Raw genomic sequence first — 15,340 nt, 5'->3', positions numbered from 1 at the left:
AGTTTCTCTCCTTGTATTCTATTCTCTCTATTATAGCAAAAAAGAGGGACCTAAACGATCCCTCTTGATATTAATAGCCTCTTAGGTAAGGAAGTAAGGACATAAGAGTTGTCCCAAGGACCAATACCCAGAACCAGAAGGAATACATGCTTCTTTGGAAGACGCCTGGTGCTGGTCGGTTTTCTTGTATGTAGTGAAAAATAGCTTTTCTTTTTAAAATCAAGACGATGGTAAAGGCGATGGTTCCACCTAAAAAGACTAGAATTTGAACCCACTCGGCCACATTCATATTGACATGCGTGCCGAGGTAATGAAGCCCTTGAGAGAGGACCAGGTTGTTAAAGATATGGTAGAAAATAGCCCACCAGATCGAATACTCGAAAGTCAAGTAGCCAAAGCCAAAGCCGATAATTGTCGCAAAGAACAACTGATCAAAATTGGCATGGAACATTCCAAAAGCCAAGGCTGTCATGACGATCGCAAAGACTTTTCCATACTTTTCTAAGGCTCTCAGTCCAGCGGCCCGGAATACCAATTCCTCTGTGATAGGACCTATTAGGGTCGCATAGAGCAAGAGGCTCCAAGATTGGCTGAGTTGCTCAGACATGTCCTCTTGAGGCTTGAAAAAGCCCAAGGTTTCCATCATGTGGTCCAATAGCTGAGATAAGGCACTAGAAGCCAATTGGGCAAACCCCAAGAAGGCAATGAACACTAAGAAAGTCTGCCAGGTCATCTTGCGTCCCTTTTGTCTCACATCTCCTTTGAAGAGGGATCCTTGCCGATAAAGGGCAAATAGGAGGACACCTATACTGACAGATATCAAATAGCTAATCCCATTTCCATTGATGATTTTTTCTACATACTCCTGCTTCTCTGCCATCTCCAATCCATACCGTCCAAACATAAAGAGGGTAACGGCAAAGGTCGAAATGATGCTGACAAAGACCATGACCAAGAGATAGAGGCAAACCATACCTGAAAAGCTTCCCAAATCCTTTTTGGGATCTATAAATCGATTGAACTGTTTCATCCATTCACTCCACTAATCTACTGTTTTTCTTTTCCGACTCCACCCGTAGCACCATCCAAAAGCCCCTTCATACAATACAAAGAAAATCATAAAGGCATGTAGGAAATAGTCCTCCGGTAGTGCTAAAATAATCGGATCCCGATAAGGATCAAAGAGCCAAGTAGCATCTCCGACAAAGAGGACTTGGTGAAAGAGGGTAAAGAATTGATCAAAGCCAATAAAGAGGGTCACTCCTCCTATAATAATCGGCAAGAGAACCATCCCACCAAATAAAGGGCGATAGAGGCCTGCGTAGCCTTTACGAATCACTGTTCGAATAAATCGTACAGCTACTGGCAACAAGACCAGGAATAAGACCTGGGTCAGGTGAAAGAGGTACTTGACTGCTTGAAAATGATGGAGCCCATCGGGAGAAGATGGAAAATCCGGCATGTCCAGCTTCCAGGTAAAAGGACTGGTCAAATACTGCATAAGGAGCTGAAAATTCTTCTGGATGACTGCAGGAGACAAACCGGTCCGATTCTGAATTCGTAACCAGCTAATCTCCATGGGATAGATCAACCAGGCTAGTAGAATGGTTCCCAAAATCACCGTTGCTAAGAGCCAGAGGACAAAGCCCGTTACTTTCAACCGATCACGCATCGAAATCCCACTCCGCTAAGCTCGATAGGACGTGAGTTGGTGGCAAGGGCAGGTCTGGTACTTCTTCTGGCTTGGTAAAGCCAGTGGTCACTAGCAAAGTAGGAATGCCATTGTCAATCCCTGCACGAATGTCAGTCAGGTAATTGTCACCTACCATGACCACTTCTTCGCGTTCTAGTCCCAAGTGAGCGATGGCCTTATCCATGATGATGGCATTGGGCTTTCCGATAAAGGTTGGCTTCACGCGCGTTGCCGCTTCAATCAGGGCATTTAGAGCACCAGCCCCTGGCATCATTCCGCGCTCTGTCGGGATATTGAGGTCTGGATTTGTCCCGATGAAATGGGCTCCCTTTTGAATAGCCAAAGTCGCGATGGAGAATTTCTCATAGTCCACTTCCCAGTCAAGACCCACCACGACATAGGATGGATTTACCGTATCTTCGACGAAACCTGCTTCAGCAATGGCCTGTTTCAAGCCCACATCTCCAATGACATAGGCAGTTTTCCCAAGATTCATGTCCACCATATAATCAATGGTTGCTAGTGTCGCTGTATAGATGGTATCCAGTGGCGTTTCGATATTGAACTGGCCTGCCAGCATCTCTTGAACCATTTCCGGTGTCCGAGTAGTATTGTTGGTCACAAAGAGATAGGGGATCTGACGCTCTTGCAATTCGTGAACAAAGGCTTCCCCAGCTGGGATCCGTTCTTTCCCCTTGTAGATGGTTCCATCTAAGTCAATTAAATAACCCTTATAAGTCATGGGATTCTTGGTCTCCTTTTTCACTTGCTTCCTCTGCTACTTTGTCCTGATCCTGAAACTGGCCTCCTGCTCCATACAGAAGCAAACAAGCCCCATATAAGGCAAATTGAAGGACCAAACCGAAGAAATTGATACTTGCTTTTCCAGCCTGAGTAAAGAGGAAGGATGAAATCATCAAGATGACGATGGTCACCATCAAGCCACCGATCTTAGCCTGATCAATGGTAATGGTATAGACTCCAGTCTCTTTTTCCTCATTGCTTTCTTTCCCTGCCTGGATAGGCTTCATGGTCTCGATAAAATCTGTCATTAAAGTCGCTGCGAGGCTGACAGTCGTACTAAAGAGGACACCTTGGGAGAGCTTATCAAAGAAGTTACTCCAGAAGCTACCCGATTGGCTGGTGATACTCAAAGAAAAGACAACAACAGGCAGGATAAAGGCCAAAATCAAATGAATCCAAACACGATACCAGCGAACATCTTCCTTGAGAAAACGCATAAAGGCTTCAAAACTCAACCGATAGCGGACAAAGCGAACTGCTTCTTCAATAAAGATATAAAAGGCTGCGACTAAGGTTAAGAAACCATCTCCTAATACATAGAGGGGATTTTTCTTACGACGAGCATAAGCAACAACCCGTCGTTGAACCTCCATCAAGTCTTCTTTTTTCTGTTTTAATCTTCGTTTTTCCATAATGTTTCCTTATCTATTTCTTCCCAAGTGATGAGGGCTTGGGCGTGGATTTGGCCTTCTGATGAGATGACATGATTGCTGATCATCCCTTCTCGCTCAACGCTAGAGGTAATCATGCCCCCAGGCAGGACCTCCTTAACATACTTGAGGTGGACCCGTTTGGGGATATGCTGGGTTAGGAATTCTGCTCCCATCACTTCGAAGACCCAGTCCAAGTACTTGCTGTTGTTCACATGACCGTTCATGTCTAAATCATAGAAACGTACATGGTAGTCTTGCTCCATGGCCCCATTCAGTTCTGGATAGCGTGGACCACGGCGGATCTTCTTCTCAAACGGTGACTCATATGGATCGGTGATCTCCTCTGGTACAGATTGGACCTTGCGACTATCCCGATCCATCAAGACAAAGGTTGCCACCATCTCGACGATGGCTTCCCCATTCTGATCTCTGACCACAAAGGAACGGTAGCAAAAGAGACGATTGTGGGCCAGGGCCTGGGTCTCAATGGTAATCTGTTCATCAAAGACTGGTAGGCGATGAACCGTGATGTCATAGTCAGTGATAATCCAGACTAGATTGTACTGTTCGAGCAGGTCCCTGTCACTAATACCAATCTCCATCGACTGCATACCTGAGACTTGCAAAGACAAGAGGATGAGCTGTGGCATCTTGATAAAGCCATTCACATCGCTCATATCAAAGGGGACTTTCATGTCATACTGATAAATTTTAGCCATCGTTTACTCCAATATAAATTTCTCTGCTACGGTATCACCAAGGAACAAGCCTCTCTTAGTCATCCGCACTTGCTTGTCATCTGGAACCAAGAGTCCCTGCTTCGTTAGACTGGCCACCACTTGTCCATAGCGTTGGTCAAAGGAGATACCAAATTTTTCTTCAAAACGTGCCTTAGACACACCTGTCTTTTTCCGTAGACCGAGGAACAACTCCTCTTCCATCTTCTCTTCCAGTGTCAGGTGCTCCTCTGTAATCCGTGCCTTACCAGCCTCAACAGCCTCCAGGTAATGCCGGATTGGGCCATGATTCTTGTAGCGAATCCCATCGACATAGCCGGAAGCACCAGCTCCCAGGCCATAGTATTCTGCATTATCCCAATAGACCAGATTGTGGCGACTTTCAAAGCCAGGCTTGGAGAAATTGGAAATCTCATAGTGCTCAAAGCCTGCTTTTTCCAGTTCCTCAATGATGTACTCAAACATCTCCGCTTCCAACTCTTCTTTGGAGAGAGGAAGCTTGCCCCGTCGCATGCGGTTCATAAAGACCGTGTGGTTTTCTAAAATCAAACTATAGAGACTCATGTGGGGGATGTCCAAGTCGATCGCCTTGGCGACATTTTCCTTGACCTGGTCCATGGTCTGACCCGGCAGAGCATAGATCAAATCAATCGAAATATTGTCAAATCCTGCCTGCTTGAGGTGGCGGATATTGTCATAGATATCCTGCTCCTGGTGACTCCGACCGATCTTTTTCAGCATCTTGTTATCAAAGGTTTGGACACCCAGAGAGACCCGATTGACCTGAGACTCCTTGAGAACTGCGATCTTATCCGGATCCAGATCTCCAGGATTGGCTTCGATGGTAAACTCTTCTACTTCCGATAGGTCCATAACCTTGGGCAATTCTGTCAAGAGATAGGCCAGTTGTTGGGCGGACAGAGCTGTCGGAGTCCCTCCACCGATGTAGAGAGTCCGAAGTTTGCCAATCTCATACGATCGAGTCTCCTGGATCAAGTGTTCCAGATAGGCATCGACCGGCTGATTCTTGATAAAAACCTTAGAAAAGTCACAATAATAACAAATCTGGGTACAAAATGGAATATGCACATAGGCAGAGGACGGTTTAGCTTGCATAACCTTTATTATACCACATTTCGCACCAAAACCAGAGCAGAAAAGAAAGGGGAAAGCAAGGATTTCCTTGACAAGAAGGAATGAAAGGAATAGAATAAAGCTAATCACATTCGGAGGTAAGGAGATATGAACAACTAAGTTTCGTTAAATAAGATACTTTATTTAGTGGCCTGCTTGTTCTATCTCTTTTTGTGTACCCTCTCGCCTATTCTCCAACCTTTTGTTGGCTAAATTAGGTCTTTTTCTACTTGGGTTCCGCTTGAATACAGCTCTACTAAATAGGTAGAGCTGTTTTTTGTCCCAGTAGAAAGGAATCTTATGCTAAAACTATCCCACCTCACTATCCGCCATACAAAAGATTTACGCGATCTAGTACGTAATCTGTCCCTAACCATACATGAAGGAGAAAAAGTTGCTATTATTGGCGAAGAAGGGAATGGAAAATCTTCCTTACTTCAGGTCCTCATGTCCCCAAAATCTCTACCAGATTATCTGACCATAGATGGAGAAATCACCACTTCCTTTCACTCCTATGCCTATATTCCCCAGTCTTTGCCGGAAGCATTGAAGGGAAAAACTTTGGGAGAATTTTTTTTTGGAGAGGACGAGCTAGACTATGCCAGCCTCTACAGACTGGCTGATCAATTGCATTTTAATAGCGACCGCTTTGCAAGCGATCAAACCATCGGAAGTCTATCTGGAGGAGAAGCCCTCAAGGTCCAACTTCTTCACGAACTTTGTCGTCCTCATGAATTGCTATTTTTAGATGAACCCTCAAACGATCTAGATTTAGAGACCCTAGACTGGCTCCAGCAGATGATCCAAACAAGCTCCCAAACCATTCTATTTATTTCTCATCATGAGGATTTTTTGACTCAGACGGCGGATACGATCATACACTTAAGACAGATCAAACACCGCAAGGAGGCTGAAACCATCGTGGAGCACCTAGGCTATCAAGACTACAGTAGCCAGAGGGAACAACAATTTAAGCAACAGTCTCAGCAAGCTGCCAATGATCAACGAGCCTACAAAAAAACAATGGAGAAGCACCGTCGCGTCCGCCAGCAAGTCGAAACCTCCTTACGAAATACCAAAGATAGTACTGCTGGACGTCTCCTAGCAAAGAAAATGAAGTCTCTCCTCTCACAGGAAAAGCGCTATGAGCGAGAATTCCAAGCCATGACTTCCCAACCCTATGATGAGGAAATCATTAATCTGCATTTCCCTTCCCTTACTCCCTTGTCTCCTCAAAAACGTGTCCTTCTCTTAGATCAGGAAAAGCTCGCAATTGGTGATCGTGTCCTAGTCAAGAACCTCTCCCTCACTCTTCATGGGCAGGATAAGATAGGGATTATCGGTTCTAACGGTGTTGGAAAATCCACTTTCCTAAAAATGATTTGGGAGATTTTACAGAAGAATGAGAGTATCCGCACTGCCTATATGCCTCAAGATTACACTGAACTTCTCCCTTTGACTCAGACACCCGTTCAATTCTTACAGCATTCAGGCGATCGCGAAGAAATCAACACCATTCAATTGCATTTAGCCTCCCTCAACTTTACCTATTCTGAAATGCACCATCCGATCTCTGAACTTTCTGGTGGCCAGCAAGGAAAACTCTTTCTCCTACGACTGGTACTCACAAGTCCCCAATTTCTGCTCTTGGACGAGCCTACCCGCAATTTTTCCCCCACTTCTCAACCAGAAATTCGACGCCTTTTCGCAGACTATCCAGGCGGACTAGTCACGGTCTCTCACGACCGGACCTTCCTCAAAGAAGTCTGCCAAAAAATCTATCGTCTGACCGAAAATGGTTTGGTAGAAATAGAGTCGCTCTAACGTAAAAAAGATTGGCCAAAACCAATCTTTTAAATTGAAAATGAAGTCCTCTTAGAAACTTTCCTTAGGTGAGAACGGACGTCAGCGAACTTCGTAGAAGTTCCATGACTTAGTTTTGAATCTAAGGCTTCAAAACTCCCGAGTGCTTGAAACAATCCTGTTTCAAGCACTTTTCTCACGGCGGAAAGTTTCAATAGAGGATTGGATAATTCATTTGTTAGATTTGTATGAAAGAACAGTTTGTCAACGTTCTCCAAACTTGGTTTTGACCAATTATTTTATCTAATTTTGTCCTGCCTCTTGTCCCATTTCTTGGGTACGTTTGTAGGCTGCTTCCACTCCTGCAATAATGTCGCCCCGTAAGCCGACTTGTTCCAGACGATTGACTCCTGCGATGGTAGAGCCACCTGGGCTACAAACTGCATCTCGTAAGCGGGCTGGATGCTCGCCTGTTTCTAAGACCATTTGACTGGCACCTTGGAAGGTCTGTGCAGCCATCTGCAAGGCTTGCTCTCGAGTAAGCCCTAAGCTTACTCCTGCATCTGCCATGGCTTCGATCATCTGATAGACAAAGGCTGGCCCACAGCCTGCGACAGCCGTTGCAGGATCCATTAATGTTTCCTCGATTTCGTAGAGAGCCCCTGCTCCTGCTAAGAGCTGGTTGACCTGGGCTACTTGCTGGTCTGTCACTGCTTGGGAGCGGGCCAGACTGATAACTCCTTGACCGATAGCTACAGGCGTATTAGGCATGATGCGAATGAGCCTCACTCGGTCATTTTTAACCACACCCGCCATTTTGTCCAGCTCCAAGCCTGCAGCCATGGACACCAGCAAGAGATTGGAGCGTTGAGACAGGACAGTTTGGTACTCTTCTAGGAGAGGACAGATTTGATAGGGTTTGACTCCTAGGAAGATGACCTCCGCCTCTTTAAAGGCCTGATCAAGATCAGACGCTGTTCCCCCATACTGGCCGATAAACTCTTGCACTTTTTGAGGGGAGCGGTTGACCAAAAGCAGATCTGTAGCTGCTACTTCTTTTGCGACCGCTTTGGCCAGACTGGCTCCCATATTTCCAAGACCGATAAATGCTACTTTCATGACTTACCTCACTTGACCATTTCCAGTAACCAGATACTTATAACTGGTCAGCTCACGCAAGCCCATGGGACCACGCGCATGCAACTTCTGGGTCGAGATGCCCATCTCACAGCCTAGGCCAAACTCTCCGCCATCTGTGAAGCGGGTCGATGCATTGATATAAACGGCCGCCGAGTCTACCTGGTTGCTGAAGAATTCAATTGTTGTCGCATCTTCAGAGACAATGGCTTCTGAATGGTGGGTACTGTGGGCTTCGATATGAGCAATGGCTTCTTCTACAGAAGGCACGACCTTCACGGCCATGACATAATCTAAGAATTCCGTATCAAAGTCAGTCTCAGAAGCTGGTGTCCCAGAAATGATTTGCTGGGCTTGAGCATCCAAGCGCATCTCCACTGGTACTGGAGCCTCGTCTACCAAGACTTTCTTCACTGGTGGCAGAAAGTCACCAGCAATAGCCTCATGCACCAAGAGGACTTCCATAGCATTGCAGACGGATGGTCGGCTGGTCTTGGCATTCTGGATGATACTGAGAGCCTTGTCTAAATCTGCCGCTTGATCAACATAGACGTGAACAATCCCAGTCCCTGTCTCAATCACAGGGACAATTGCTTGCTCTACAACTGCTTGGATCAAGCCAGCTCCCCCACGTGGAATAAGAAGGTCTAGATCCCCCTTGGCCTTCATCATGACCAGACTACTCTCCCGACTGGTATCTTCGACCAACTGGAGGACAGCAGGATCAATAGTGGTCGCTTGCAAGCCTGTTTTTAAGGCACTAACGATGGCATGGGCTGTCTGATAAGCATCCTTGCCACTGCGAAGGACAACAGCACTCCCACTTTTCAGGGCCAAGGCTGCTGCATCAGAGGTCACGTTTGGACGACTTTCATAGATAATCCCAATGACCCCCATGGCCACTCGTTTCTTCTGAATGACCAAACCGTTCTCCAGGGTCCGCTCCTCTAAGAGTTCTCCCACTGGATCAGGTAGGGCTGCCACTTGGAGAATTCCATCGGCCATGGCTTGAATCCGCTCTTCTGTCAAAAGTAGGCGATCCAGCATTACCTCCGAAATCCGGCCCCGAGCTGCTTCCATATTCAATTGATTAGCAGCCAAAATGTCAGCTGTGGCATCAACCAAGGAGTTGGCCATCGCTCTTAAGGCTTTATTTTTCTCATCACTTGTTGCAGTATTAATACTTTTTTTGGCCTGTTTAGCCAGGCGAATCTGATCGATCGTCTCCATCTAATCCCTCCTTTAAAATTCTGTAAATAAGAGTTCTACCTCAGGTGTGATGGTAATCCAATCATCCCGGTGAATGACGATGCCCTTTGGCTTTTGCCCATGGAGCAAATCCTTAATGGCTGCAGCCCCTAAGCGGGTACGCCCTTTCCCAATGACCTGTCCAGTCTCTGCATCATGAACCGTGATAATATCGGAGAAAGAGAAGGCTCCCTCAACCCTTATCACACCAGACACAAGGATACTCTTGCCCTCTTCTTTGACGGCCTTAACCGCTCCTTGGTCCAGCCATATAGACCCTTGGCTAGGGGCATAGAAGGCCAGCCATTGTTTCTGATTGCGCAAAAACTTATCCTGAGCTGTAAAATAGCTGCCATCCTGAGTTTTTTCTGCTGCTTCTAGAAGAGCATCTTCTTTCAGGGACGAGCAAATGTAAACAGGAACACCTGATTCTGTAGCGATGGTGGCTGCTTTGATTTTTGTCAGCATGCCTCCTGTCCCATTACTTGAGCCTGCTCCACCGGCCATCTCAATAATGTCCTTGCTAATCGAGTCAATCCGCTCCAAACGTTTGGCAGTCGGGTCCTTTTGGGGATGTCCTGTGTAGAGACCATCGACATCCGTCAGCAAGACCAAGAGATCTGCCTGGACCATGGCTGCCACTTGGGCACTCAGGGTATCGTTATCCCCGACCTTGAGCTCTTCAATCGAGACTGTATCGTTCTCATTGATAATCGGAATGGCCCCCCTTTGCAAGAGGACAGAGAGAGCCTGGTGGGCATTTTTATAGCGGCGTTGATCGACAAAGTCATCCTGGGTCAAGAGGACCTGGGCAGAGACGATGTCGCGTACCAGTAGATTAGAGGTATATTCTTCTAACAGCAGACCTTGGCCAACTGCTGCAGAAGCCTGCTTATCCGCAATCTTGGTCGGGCGTTTCTTGAAGCCCAATGCACCAAATCCAGCCGCAATCGCACCCGAAGAGACCAAAATCAATTCATGCCCTTGCTCATGCAAGAGAGCCAGTTGCTGGGTGATGGCCTTGACCTTGCTCCGAGACAAGCTCCCATCTTGATTAGTCAGGGAAGAGGTCCCTACCTTAAACACAATTCGCTTATTCTTCATCCATTCATTCTCCAGAGTATTCGATTGTAACATTATACCATGAAAGCCTTAAAAATTACTAAGAGCAGACCAGGAGCGCCGTTTCCCCACAAAAAACGAGTTTGACCACAAGAGGTAAACTCGTTTTGATGATTGAATGCTTATCCTTGACGAAGCTGCTCCAAGGTTTTTTGAAAAATCTCCGGAACCTCTACTGAAAACTCCATGACCTCTCCCGTCCGAGGATGGGTAAAGCCCAGTGTCTTAGCATGGAGGAACTGGCCATGGCCTTTCAAAGTCTTGCGAGGGCCGTAGACTTCATCACCAGCGACCGGATGGCCAATGTAGGCCATATGAACCCGAATCTGGTGGGTACGACCTGTCTCCAATTGCAGCTCGACCAAGCTATAATCCCCGAAACGCTCCAAGACATGGAAACGGGTCAGAGCTGGTTTCCCTTTGGCTGTCACAGCCTGCTTCTTACGGTCCTTGTCACTCCGTCCAATCGGCGCCTCAATGACACCCCGATCATTGGGGAGATTGCCGTGGACAATGGCCCAATACTTGCGCAGGGACTTCTTAGCCTTGAGCTCATCTGCCAAGGCTACATGGGCCGCATCATTCTTAGCCACCATGAGAAGGCCAGAGGTGTCCTTGTCAATACGATGGACGATTCCTGGACGAAGCTCACCATTGATCCCTGACAAGTCCTTGATGTGATACATAAGGGCGTTGACCAAGGTCCCACTGGTATGGCCGGCACTAGGATGGACCACCATTCCCTGGGGCTTGTTGACCACTGCGACATCCGCATCCTGATAGACAATCTCTAAGGGGATATCTTCTGCCTCGTAGGTCACTTCTTCCAATTGAGGGACTTCATAGCTGATAACATCCCCTTCTTTTACGGTATATTTGGCCTTTTTGACTTGACCATTGACGAGGATCTTTCCTTCTTTGATCTGCTCATTGGCCAAGCCACGTGAGAGTTCAGTCAACTCTGAGACGGCCTTATCCAGTCGCGCTCCAGCGACTTCTACTCTAACTTCCATGGCTCTCCTCTCTCAATAGATAAATCAGTAGCAGTCCCACCCCAATGCTTAAATAGATGTCTGCTACATTGAATATAGCAAAATTCATAAAATCCAAGTGGAACATATCGACGACAAAGCCCTGACGGAGCCGGTCAATAAAGTTGCCAATACCACCAGAAATAATCAAGGTCAACCCCAACAAAAGCCAAATGGAACCTTTGATATGACGATAGAGATAGACGAAGGCTGCCCCCATCGCAATCAGGGTAATGATGGTAAAGAACCACTGTTGGTTTTCCAACATGGAGAAAGCTGCTCCAGAGTTCTTGAGGTAGGTCAGACTGACCACTTTGGGAATGAAGCGTCGCATACCCCCTAGCGGGATCTCCTTGACGACATATCCCTTCACAGCTTGATCCAGAAGAATCAAGAGGAGGATACTAATAAAAATACTTACCTTTCTCTTCATTGCCTACCTCTTCTCATCAAAGTAGGCTTCCATGACTTGGACAAACTTCTCAGCCACTGGCGAGAGATCTACCTCTTCCCGCTTGACATAGACCATTTTATTATTGAGATCATCGATCAAGGGGATAACCGTAATCCCATTCACTGACTGGCTATCCAAGAAGCCAGAACCAGTCGCATAGGCATCGGTCCGCTCTAAGATCCCATTCAGGGTTGCGCGGTCCGTCACATTGAAGAGCTGGGAACTGCTACTCGTATCGACGAAGTTCTCCGAATAGTAGAGATACTCATCCTTTTCCTGGGTGAAGCGAACGGTCGGTAGATGTGCCAAGTCCTCCATCACTAAGGATTCTTTCTTAGCTAATGGATGACCCTTGCGCAAATAGATATGGGTCTGGAAAGGAATCAGGTCAACGACTTCCAAGCCCAGTTTATCCACCCGTTGCATGATTCCCTTGGTATTTTGCTTATTGAGGTAGATAATCCCCAATTCACTATGACCCTGAGCCACTTCATCCAGGATTTGAACTGTCGTAGACTCAAAAATCCGGAAGTCTTTATTCTCAGGATAAAGGACTGAGAATTGGGTAATCAAAGGGGGAAGGAAATCATAGTGCTGACTCGAGATTGAGAATTCCTTCTTTTCTTCCTCAGGATTGGCATATTGGTTTTGAAAAACATCAAAGCCCTTGACCAATTCTTGGGCCTTTTCATAAAATTCCATCCCGCGGCGGGTCAAGAAAGTCCCTGAACTAGTCCGACGGAAAATCTTAAAGCCCAGTTCCTTCTCCAAGTCTCTCACAGAGATGGACAGACTCGGCTGACTGACGTACATTTTTTCAGCTGCTTCACGAAATGTACCACTATTGGCAATCGCGACAACATAGCGTAATTGTTGAATATTCATGTCTTCTTCCTTCTAACAATATCACTCCATTATACCATAATCTAGAGGATGAAAAAAGATAGGGACATCAATCGAGAGAGATCAAAAAACTCCCTGATGAATCAGAGAGTTTTTGAATCCGTTTCTTCGCTTTTTATTTTGCGATTGGGTAAACAGAAACTTGTTTCTTATCGCGACCTTTGCGTTCGAAGCGTACTACGCCTTCAACTTTAGCGAACAAAGTATCGTCTCCACCACGTCCAACGTTCACACCTGGGTAGATGTGAGTACCGCGTTGACGGTAAAGGATAGATCCACCTGTTACAGTTTGTCCATCAGCTGCTTTAGCTCCAAGACGTTTAGCTTGTGAATCACGTCCGTTTGATGTAGAACCTCCACCTTTTTTGTGGGCGAAAAGTTGCAAGTTAGCAAGATTCAATTTCAACATAATTGTTTTCCTCCATGTTAGTTTTCTGTGATAACTCTTGTTTGGACGAACTCGGATGAGTTCTCCGATAAGTTTGCCATCCCTAAGAAAAATGATTCAAAGAATAGTTGGGTCATTTCTCTTTGATGAGGTGGAATATCTGTCGGGATTGTGACCCGCATGAAGCCACCCTCTTCTTCGTTTAATTCTAGTTCCGGTTCATAGCCTGCAAATTTCTCAACAGAGTTGACAAAGTTAATGGCAAGCGTAGAAACCGATGCACACACGACATCTAAGCCGTATTCGCCACTTCCAGCGTGCCCAGTGATTTCTGCACTCCTCAGCTCGCCATCTTCGGCTCGTTCAAAGACTGCTTGTATCATGTGTTCTCCTAAAAATTAAGCGTTGATTGCGTTGATGACAACTTTAGTGTAAGGTTGACGGTGACCTTGTTTACGGTGGCTACCTTTTTTTGGTTTGTACTTGTAAGTAACAACTTTCTTTTGTTTTCCTTGTTTTTCAACAGTTCCAACAACAGTAGCTCCTGAAACAAGTGGAGTTCCGACAACAGTGTTTTCACCACCAACAAGAACAACTTCGTTAAATGTAACTTCTTGACCAGCTTCAACGTTCAATTTTTCAACGTAGACTGCTTGACCAACTTCAACTTTAACTTGTTTTCCGCCAGTTTTAATGATTGCGTATGTGCTCATTATGCACCTCCTATGTATTTTTGGGTTTCCCCGTATTTTGTGAAGACTCGCCTAGCATCGTGGGACGAACCACTTAAGCTCAAAGGATGAGCGACGATGATCGAGCGGTTGCACAGGCATGTGCATAGTCAACTCTCTAAGTATATCACTTCTATCTGACAAAGACAAGCATTTTTGTCCCTTGAAAACGGATTTTCATCATTTAATGATAAAAATAGAGGAAAACAAGGTTTTTCCTCTATTCTATCATTTGTTTTTCTGATTATTTTAGATCGATCTGACTAGATCTTACAACAAGTCCTCAATCAGCTCATCGACTTCATCTGCTTCCGCTTGAGGCGTGATCTCTGTCACGATGATACCTGCGACAGCCCGCTCCACCAAGGCTTCCACGTCCATGCGTTGCTCATACTGCTCCGCATTTTTGAGTTTTGGATTGGTCTTTGGACGGTCTGGTGCAAAGATGGTACAGCAATCTTCGAAAGGCTGGATAGAGATTTCAAAGGTGTCGATGGCCTGGGCGATGTCAATAATCTCCAACTTGTCCATGGTCACCACTGGACGGATGACGGGCGTATTGGTCACGGCATTGATAGCCTGCATGCTCTCCAGTGTTTGGCTGGCAACCTGACCAAGACTTTCCCCATTGATGATAACTAGGCCACCACGAATTTGACGGATACGGTCTGTAATGCGCATCATAAAGCGACGGGTCAGAGTCATGAGATAGGCTTCTGGTACCTTGGCTTTAATCTCTTCTTGAATCTCAGTAAAAGGTACCTCGATAAACTGGATATTGCCCCCAAACTTGGTTAATTTACGAGTTAAATCGTGGGCTTTTTTCAGAGCACCAGGACTGGTATAAGGCGGGCTAGCAAAGTGAACAGCCTCGATGTCCACCCCCCGCTTCAAAGCTAGGTAACCCGCTACTGGAGAGTCAATCCCACCAGATAGCATGAGCATCCCTTTACCAGACGTCCCAACTGGCAGACCGCCTGCTCCCTTAATGGTTTCATAAGAGATATAGGCTGCTTCTTCCCGGATTTCCACTTGGAGGTTGATATCCGGTTTTTTCATTTGGGCTTGGATGGTTGGGATCGCTTCAAAGACAGCACCTCCCAAGGTTTGGTTGAGCTCGCGACTATCGAGTTCAAAGGTATGGTCACTGCGCTTACTTGAGATTTTAAAGGTCATCCCTTCTTGGTAAATATCCTGCATGATTTCTTGAACGGCTGAAATCAAGGCTGGGACTGATTTTTCAATCTTGTAAACGGGTGAAAAATTTTGAATCCCGAAGACCTGTTTGAGAGATTCAGCCACCTGTTCATAATCCGTTCCATTTAGATAAGCATGAGCACGGTCCCGATCGGCTGTCACTTTGACAGCTGGGTAAATGGACAAGACATCTGAGATATTATTGCGCAATTTATTAATGAAGCGCATCCGGTTCTTTCCTTTAGTAGAAAGCTCCCCATAGCGGATCATAATTTCTGAATAAGTTAATGGCATAGTAACTTCCT

Annotated in this window: 17 protein-coding genes and 1 other annotated feature; of the genes, 1 reads left to right on the top strand and 16 read right to left on the bottom strand. The window is 46.1% G+C overall.

What is annotated here, in order from left to right; translation table 11 throughout:
* Nucleotides 1–70: 70 nt before the first annotated feature.
* From H8S88_RS05420 to hemW, 6 genes are read right to left on the bottom strand one after another with little or no spacing between them, the layout of a single operon-like run.
* On the bottom strand, nucleotides 71–1,030 hold the full coding sequence (locus H8S88_RS05420; protein ID WP_061563883.1) for a CPBP family intramembrane glutamic endopeptidase: 960 nt from the start codon (nucleotides 1,028–1,030) through the stop codon (nucleotides 71–73).
* Between the two features lie 12 nt (nucleotides 1,031–1,042).
* The gene (locus H8S88_RS05415) at nucleotides 1,043–1,672 is read right to left on the bottom strand and encodes a TIGR01906 family membrane protein (RefSeq protein ID WP_236128093.1); all 630 of its coding nucleotides are present in this window, start codon (nucleotides 1,670–1,672) and stop codon (nucleotides 1,043–1,045) included.
* Nucleotides 1,665–2,435, bottom strand: a complete 771-nt coding sequence (locus tag H8S88_RS05410; RefSeq protein WP_154858298.1) for a TIGR01457 family HAD-type hydrolase — start codon at nucleotides 2,433–2,435, stop codon at nucleotides 1,665–1,667. Before H8S88_RS05410 ends, H8S88_RS05415 begins: the two co-directional genes overlap by 8 nt.
* The gene (locus H8S88_RS05405) at nucleotides 2,425–3,129 is read right to left on the bottom strand and encodes a hypothetical protein (RefSeq protein ID WP_229099923.1); all 705 of its coding nucleotides are present in this window, start codon (nucleotides 3,127–3,129) and stop codon (nucleotides 2,425–2,427) included. Before H8S88_RS05405 ends, H8S88_RS05410 begins: the two co-directional genes overlap by 11 nt.
* A complete protein-coding gene (locus tag H8S88_RS05400; protein WP_236128092.1) occupies nucleotides 3,111–3,869 on the bottom strand; it encodes an acyl-ACP thioesterase domain-containing protein in 759 nt (252 codons plus the stop codon). The genes H8S88_RS05405 and H8S88_RS05400 overlap by 19 nt, the downstream gene beginning before the upstream one ends.
* Nucleotides 3,870–3,872: 3 nt before the next feature.
* Nucleotides 3,873–5,003: a radical SAM family heme chaperone HemW gene (gene hemW, locus H8S88_RS05395; protein WP_236128091.1), complete on the bottom strand. Its 1,131-nt coding sequence runs from the start codon at nucleotides 5,001–5,003 to the stop codon at nucleotides 3,873–3,875.
* A gap of 318 nt (nucleotides 5,004–5,321) precedes the next feature.
* On the opposite strand from hemW, the gene H8S88_RS05390 reads away from it, so the two are divergent.
* Nucleotides 5,322–6,845 (top strand): ATP-binding cassette domain-containing protein, encoded by a 1,524-nt coding sequence (locus tag H8S88_RS05390; protein ID WP_236128090.1) that lies wholly within the window; start codon nucleotides 5,322–5,324, stop codon nucleotides 6,843–6,845.
* A 282-nt stretch (nucleotides 6,846–7,127) separates the two neighbouring features.
* On the opposite strand, the gene proC is transcribed toward H8S88_RS05390, so the two are convergent.
* The 10 genes from proC to thiI form a co-directional block, all read right to left on the bottom strand.
* Nucleotides 7,128–7,943 carry a pyrroline-5-carboxylate reductase gene (gene proC / locus H8S88_RS05385; RefSeq protein WP_236128089.1) on the bottom strand — a complete coding sequence of 272 codons (816 nt, stop codon included), beginning with the start codon at nucleotides 7,941–7,943 and terminating at the stop codon, nucleotides 7,128–7,130.
* A gap of 3 nt (nucleotides 7,944–7,946) precedes the next feature.
* Nucleotides 7,947–9,191 carry a glutamate-5-semialdehyde dehydrogenase gene (locus H8S88_RS05380; protein ID WP_236128088.1) on the bottom strand — a complete coding sequence of 415 codons (1,245 nt, stop codon included), beginning with the start codon at nucleotides 9,189–9,191 and terminating at the stop codon, nucleotides 7,947–7,949.
* 12 nt (nucleotides 9,192–9,203) lie between these two features.
* Nucleotides 9,204–10,313, bottom strand: a complete 1,110-nt coding sequence (gene proB, locus H8S88_RS05375; RefSeq protein ID WP_236128087.1) for a glutamate 5-kinase — start codon at nucleotides 10,311–10,313, stop codon at nucleotides 9,204–9,206.
* A gap of 140 nt (nucleotides 10,314–10,453) precedes the next feature.
* Nucleotides 10,454–11,344 carry an RluA family pseudouridine synthase gene (locus H8S88_RS05370; protein WP_236128086.1) on the bottom strand — a complete coding sequence of 297 codons (891 nt, stop codon included), beginning with the start codon at nucleotides 11,342–11,344 and terminating at the stop codon, nucleotides 10,454–10,456.
* The gene (lspA, locus tag H8S88_RS05365) at nucleotides 11,334–11,795 is read right to left on the bottom strand and encodes a signal peptidase II (protein ID WP_223355926.1); all 462 of its coding nucleotides are present in this window, start codon (nucleotides 11,793–11,795) and stop codon (nucleotides 11,334–11,336) included. The genes H8S88_RS05370 and lspA overlap by 11 nt, the downstream gene beginning before the upstream one ends.
* A 3-nt stretch (nucleotides 11,796–11,798) precedes the next feature.
* Nucleotides 11,799–12,701, bottom strand: coding sequence for a LysR family transcriptional regulator (locus H8S88_RS05360; RefSeq protein ID WP_048690250.1), 903 nt, complete (start codon nucleotides 12,699–12,701; stop codon nucleotides 11,799–11,801).
* A gap of 133 nt (nucleotides 12,702–12,834) precedes the next feature.
* Nucleotides 12,835–13,128, bottom strand: coding sequence for a 50S ribosomal protein L27 (gene rpmA / locus H8S88_RS05355; RefSeq protein WP_003002805.1), 294 nt, complete (start codon nucleotides 13,126–13,128; stop codon nucleotides 12,835–12,837).
* A 17-nt stretch (nucleotides 13,129–13,145) separates the two neighbouring features.
* Nucleotides 13,146–13,490, bottom strand: coding sequence for a ribosomal-processing cysteine protease Prp (locus H8S88_RS05350; protein ID WP_236128085.1), 345 nt, complete (start codon nucleotides 13,488–13,490; stop codon nucleotides 13,146–13,148).
* 15 nt (nucleotides 13,491–13,505) lie between these two features.
* Nucleotides 13,506–13,820: a 50S ribosomal protein L21 gene (gene rplU, locus H8S88_RS05345; protein ID WP_003007734.1), complete on the bottom strand. Its 315-nt coding sequence runs from the start codon at nucleotides 13,818–13,820 to the stop codon at nucleotides 13,506–13,508.
* 33 nt (nucleotides 13,821–13,853) lie between these two features.
* Nucleotides 13,854–13,940, bottom strand: a sequence feature (ribosomal protein L21 leader region).
* Between the two features lie 168 nt (nucleotides 13,941–14,108).
* Nucleotides 14,109–15,329 carry a tRNA uracil 4-sulfurtransferase ThiI gene (thiI, locus tag H8S88_RS05340; RefSeq protein ID WP_236128084.1) on the bottom strand — a complete coding sequence of 407 codons (1,221 nt, stop codon included), beginning with the start codon at nucleotides 15,327–15,329 and terminating at the stop codon, nucleotides 14,109–14,111.
* Nucleotides 15,330–15,340: the final 11 nt, after the last annotated feature.

The organism is Streptococcus sp. GS001 (assembly GCF_021595565.1).
GTDB lineage: Bacteria > Bacillota > Bacilli > Lactobacillales > Streptococcaceae > Streptococcus > Streptococcus xiaochunlingii.
The sequence above is the reverse complement of the archived record's forward strand: the minus strand, read 5'-3'. Positions and strand labels throughout refer to the sequence as shown.

Excerpts from the sequence above, each read along its gene's own strand:
- thiI (WP_236128084.1), bottom strand. The coding sequence starts at position 15,329 with ATGCCATTAACTTATTCAGAAATTATGATCCGCTATGGGGAGCTTTCT.
- proB (WP_236128087.1), bottom strand. The coding sequence starts at position 10,313 with ATGAAGAATAAGCGAATTGTGTTTAAGGTAGGGACCTCTTCCCTGACT.
- H8S88_RS05400 (WP_236128092.1), bottom strand. The coding sequence starts at position 3,869 with ATGGCTAAAATTTATCAGTATGACATGAAAGTCCCCTTTGATATGAGC.
- H8S88_RS05415 (WP_236128093.1), bottom strand. The coding sequence starts at position 1,672 with ATGCGTGATCGGTTGAAAGTAACGGGCTTTGTCCTCTGGCTCTTAGCA.
- rplU (WP_003007734.1), bottom strand. The coding sequence starts at position 13,820 with ATGAGCACATACGCAATCATTAAAACTGGCGGAAAACAAGTTAAAGTT.
- H8S88_RS05370 (WP_236128086.1), bottom strand. The coding sequence starts at position 11,344 with ATGGAAGTTAGAGTAGAAGTCGCTGGAGCGCGACTGGATAAGGCCGTC.
- rpmA (WP_003002805.1), bottom strand. The coding sequence starts at position 13,128 with ATGTTGAAATTGAATCTTGCTAACTTGCAACTTTTCGCCCACAAAAAA.
- H8S88_RS05380 (WP_236128088.1), bottom strand. The coding sequence starts at position 9,191 with ATGGAGACGATCGATCAGATTCGCCTGGCTAAACAGGCCAAAAAAAGT.
- H8S88_RS05360 (WP_048690250.1), bottom strand. The coding sequence starts at position 12,701 with ATGAATATTCAACAATTACGCTATGTTGTCGCGATTGCCAATAGTGGT.
- hemW (WP_236128091.1), bottom strand. The coding sequence starts at position 5,003 with ATGCAAGCTAAACCGTCCTCTGCCTATGTGCATATTCCATTTTGTACC.
- H8S88_RS05350 (WP_236128085.1), bottom strand. The coding sequence starts at position 13,490 with ATGATACAAGCAGTCTTTGAACGAGCCGAAGATGGCGAGCTGAGGAGT.
- H8S88_RS05420 (WP_061563883.1), bottom strand. The coding sequence starts at position 1,030 with ATGAAACAGTTCAATCGATTTATAGATCCCAAAAAGGATTTGGGAAGC.
- H8S88_RS05390 (WP_236128090.1), top strand. The coding sequence starts at position 5,322 with ATGCTAAAACTATCCCACCTCACTATCCGCCATACAAAAGATTTACGC.
- proC (WP_236128089.1), bottom strand. The coding sequence starts at position 7,943 with ATGAAAGTAGCATTTATCGGTCTTGGAAATATGGGAGCCAGTCTGGCC.
- H8S88_RS05410 (WP_154858298.1), bottom strand. The coding sequence starts at position 2,435 with ATGACTTATAAGGGTTATTTAATTGACTTAGATGGAACCATCTACAAG.
- lspA (WP_223355926.1), bottom strand. The coding sequence starts at position 11,795 with ATGAAGAGAAAGGTAAGTATTTTTATTAGTATCCTCCTCTTGATTCTT.
- H8S88_RS05405 (WP_229099923.1), bottom strand. The coding sequence starts at position 3,129 with ATGGAAAAACGAAGATTAAAACAGAAAAAAGAAGACTTGATGGAGGTT.